General features: G+C 29.9%; 3 protein-coding genes. 1 reads left to right on the forward strand and 2 read right to left on the reverse strand.

Annotated features, from left to right (window positions below; translation table 11 throughout):
* A partial coding sequence (locus tag AC30RD_RS06745) for a hypothetical protein (RefSeq protein ID WP_489493630.1) occupies nucleotides 1–375 on the reverse strand: 375 nt, incomplete at its 3' end.
* Entirely contained in the window at nucleotides 372–2060 is a 1689-nt protein-coding gene (locus AC30RD_RS06750; protein ID WP_489493632.1) for an autotransporter assembly complex protein TamA, read from the reverse strand. The genes AC30RD_RS06745 and AC30RD_RS06750, both read right to left, overlap by 4 nt.
* An 87-nt stretch (nucleotides 2061–2147) precedes the next feature.
* On the opposite strand from AC30RD_RS06750, the gene AC30RD_RS06755 reads away from it, so the two are divergent.
* Nucleotides 2148–4274: a ribonucleoside triphosphate reductase gene (locus tag AC30RD_RS06755; protein WP_489493634.1), complete on the forward strand. Its 2127-nt coding sequence runs from the start codon at nucleotides 2148–2150 to the stop codon at nucleotides 4272–4274.

Consider the following 4274-nt stretch of genomic DNA (forward strand, 5'->3'; position numbering starts at 1 on the left):
GTAAAGTCCGTTGATTTTAAAATTTTTTATATATATGGGTATAAAAAAAGAGCTACTGTTTTTTGATCTTTTTAGTTTATTTAAGCTATTTAGATCTACATTTTTTATGACTATATTTTTAAATCCGATTTTTAATAAAGCAAAATATCTATAATCAAAATCTATCATTACTTCATCGGCAATCTTTTTATCTTTTATATATATTTTTTCAAATAAAAATCTATCAATTTTTTTCCATTTTATTAAAGAGCTTATATCATATCTTTTTAATTCAAATTGTATAAAGTTTTCTACTATTTTATATCTTGCTTCTTGAATAAAAAAGGCTAAAAAAGTCAATAAAATAACTTCTATTATCAAAAGCAAAATTCTCAAAATGCTGCTCCTATGCTCAGATGAAAAGCGTTTTGACTAAAATTTTTTGTATCAAAACCAATATCAAATTTTATATCTCCTATAATAGAAGGATATCTTATTCCGATCCCGATACCATTTGTAGGTTTTTGGAAAAAGTTTAGTTTTTTTTGAGACAAAACCGTTCTATCCCAAAAAATTGCTCCTTTTATATTTTTATATATTGGATAGGATAATTCAACAGTAGTTTCAAGTATAGAATTTGCACCATATTTACAGCCGTTTTTTGTAATTAGAAGTTTATTGTAAGAGTAAGCTCTATTTGAGTTTATCCCACCGGCAAAAAAAAGCTTTGATGGAGGTATATCCCCTTTTTCTACATCTATAAAGCCGATTTTTCCTTTTAAAAATATAATTAAATCGTTAAAACTTAAATAAAATCCTACCTCATTTAGATTTTTTACATAGGAGGCTTTTGATAAAGCTTTTATACTCCCTTCAACGAGACTTTTTATAAAAAAACCTTTTTTAGGGGATAATTTATTATCTCTTTGATCAAGAATAAATTTAAATAGTGGGTAAAAAGATAAGAATTTTTCCTCTTTATAACAATCTTTTGTATCGTAAATTTTTGAATTTTCCAGAAAAAATCCTATACTATATGAGATATTATAAAGATCATTTATAAAATTTGCACCCAATTTTGTCTCTTTTTGGGAAAAATTTTCAAAGATCTCCTTTTTATACGATAAATCGGCAGTCAAATCGTAACTTTTTGATAAAATTTTAATCGTAGGTATAAAAAGCTCTATGGAGGCTTCTTTTTTATTTTTTGAATAAAAGATATCAAATTTTACCTGTTTTTGATGGATATTTATATTTTTCCAAGAAAAGTTTGTATGAAATCCGTTTAAACTTTCATATCCTATTGCGGCTTTATAGATATTTTTCTTTTTTCTCTCTTTAACGTAAATATCCAATAAAATTTTATTATCTATCTTTTTACTATAATCAAATCTTACACTATTAAAATACTCCAAAGCATAAAGTCTTCTATAGCTTGCTTCGATTTTTTGTAGGGAAAAATTATCATTTTTATTAAGATATATGTGAGAAAGAATTACATCATCTTTAATAGTTTTGTTTGAAAAAATTTTTATATCTTTTATTTTACAGATTTTGCCTTTTTCCAAAAAATAAACCAAATAGGCTTCCTCTTTTTCTATAAAAATATAGGCTTTTGGATTAAATTCGTAACTACAATATCCCTTTTTTAAAAGGGCGTTTTTGATATCTTCTTTTGATTTTATAAATAAAGAAGCGCTAAATCTATCATTTTCTTTTAAATATATATATTTTTCAATGTCAAAATCGGAGGTGATTTCGATTTTTTTAACTATGATGGGATTGTTTTCTTTTATCTCAAAAACCGCTTTTTTGCCAATTTTTTTAAGTTCTATTTTTGATTTATAAAAACCTTCCTGTTTATAAAAGAGTTCAAGCTCCTCCTTTAAAGAAGGTAGAAGTTTTTCCTCAACCTTTGGTTTTAATTTTTTAAATGCGATTATCTGCCAAAAAGACTTTTCAAAACCAAGCTCTTTATAAAGTCTTTCTTTATCAAAAGTTTTGTTGCCTTTAAAATCGATAACATATGTTGCGCCAAAAATATAAGATATTATGAGACCTAAAACCAAAAATTTTTTCATTTTAATACTTTTAAAATATTTTTTTAATTGTCACATAAAAATTATACTAATTAGCTAAAATTTTTATATAAAAGCAAAGGAGCGAAAATGGAACTACCCCTTCCAAAGATTATAATAAAAAGAGACGGCTCAACAGAAGAGTTTAGAGCGTATAAAATAGAAGATGCGATAAAGGCAGCTTTTGATAGTGTGCTTGTTAAATATGACAAAAGAGTTTTTGAATCTGTTTTGATTAGAATATCTTTTTCTGCGGTAAAAGCCGTAGAAGAGATTCAAGATATTATCGAATATGAGCTTTATAGAGCGGGATATTTTGATGTTATGAAATCTTTTATAACATATAGATTTTTGCACAAAATTCAAAGAGAACATATTTTAGGATTAAATGAAGACACAACTTTTATCAACTCTACACAAAGCGTTGAAGAGTATATAAACGGAAGCGACTGGAGAATCAACGCAAACGCAAATACTGGCTATTCAAACGCGGGACTTGTAAATAACCTTGCGGGAAAAGTAATAGCAAATTTTTGGCTTGACAAAGTCTACTCAAAAGAGGAAGGCTATGCCCATAGAAACGGGGATATTCATATACATGACCTTGACTGTTTAACAGGATATTGTGCTGGATGGAGTTTAAGAGTTTTGTTAAATGAAGGATTTAACGGGGTTAGAGGAAGAGTGGAGAGTAAACCTCCAAACCATTTTAGAACAGCTCTTGGTCAGATGGCGAATTTTTTGGGAATACTTCAAAGCGAATGGGCTGGGGCTCAGGCTTTTAGCTCTTTTGATACATATCTTGCTCCATACGTTTTTAAAGATGATCTAAGTTATGAAGAGGTTAAGGAGGCTATTAGAAGCTTTGTATACAATCTAAACGTTCCGGCACGCTGGGGACAGTCGCCTTTTACAAACATAACTATCGATTGGACGGTTCCAGATGATTTAAAAGATCAGATTCCTACAAAAAAAGATAGACATCTTTTTGAAGATGTAAAAAATGATGAAAAACTTTTAAAAAAAGCAAAAGAAAGAGGCGTAGAAAATCTAACTTCATTAACATATAAACATTTTCAAAAAGAGATGAATATCATAAATAGAGCCTTTTATGAAGTTATGACTGAAGGGGATAGATCTGGACAACCTTTTACTTTTCCGATCCCTACGGTAAATATCACCGAAGATTTTGATTGGTATGGGGAAAATACAGATATATTGTTTGAAAATACGGCAAAAATAGGAAGCAGCTATTTTCAAAACTTTATTGGAAGCCAATATATTATCGATCCAATAACGGGAGAAAAAAAAGAAAATCCAGACAGTTATAAACCAAATGCAGTAAGAAGTATGTGTTGTAGGTTGCAGCTTGATTTAAGAGAGCTTTTAAAGCGAGGCAACGGGCTTTTTGGAAGTGCGGAGATGACTGGAAGTATAGGAGTCGTTACTATAAATATGGCAAGACTTGGATATAGATTTAAGGGGGATAAAGACTCTTTGTATAAAGAGTTAAAAAAACTTATGGATATAGCAAAATCAACTTTAGAGAAAAAAAGAGTTTTTATAAACGAGATGTTTGAGAGAGGACTCTATCCGTATACAAAAAGGTATCTTCCAAATTTTAACAACCATTTTTCTACAATCGGCGTAAACGGAATGAATGAGATGATAAGAAATTTTACAAATGATGAGTATGATATAACAGATGAAAAAGGGATAGAGTTTGCTTTGGAGATACTCGATTTTATGAGGGAGAGATTAAAAGAGTATCAAGAAGAGACCGGAAATCTTTACAATTTAGAGGCAACGCCTGCGGAAGGAACAACCTATAGGTTTGCTAAGGAGGACAAAAAAAGATATCCAGATATTATTCAGGCTGGATTTGGGGAAAATATCTATTATACAAACTCTTCGCAAATTCCGGTCGGATATACCGATGATCCTTTTGAAGCCCTTGATTTACAAGATGAGCTACAATGCAAATATACCGGAGGAACGGTGCTTCATCTTTATATGAGCGAAAAAGTAAGTAGCCCTGAGGCGGCGAGAAAACTTGTAAAAGCGGTTATAGAAAATTATAAACTTCCATATATTACCGTAACTCCGCTTTTTAGCGTATGTCCAAAGCATGGATATATAAGCGGAGAACATGAATATTGTCCAAAATGTGATGAAGAACTGATAGAGGAGTATTTGAGGGAGGAGGTAAGGGGGTAA

Source organism: Nitrosophilus sp. (assembly GCF_982775275.1).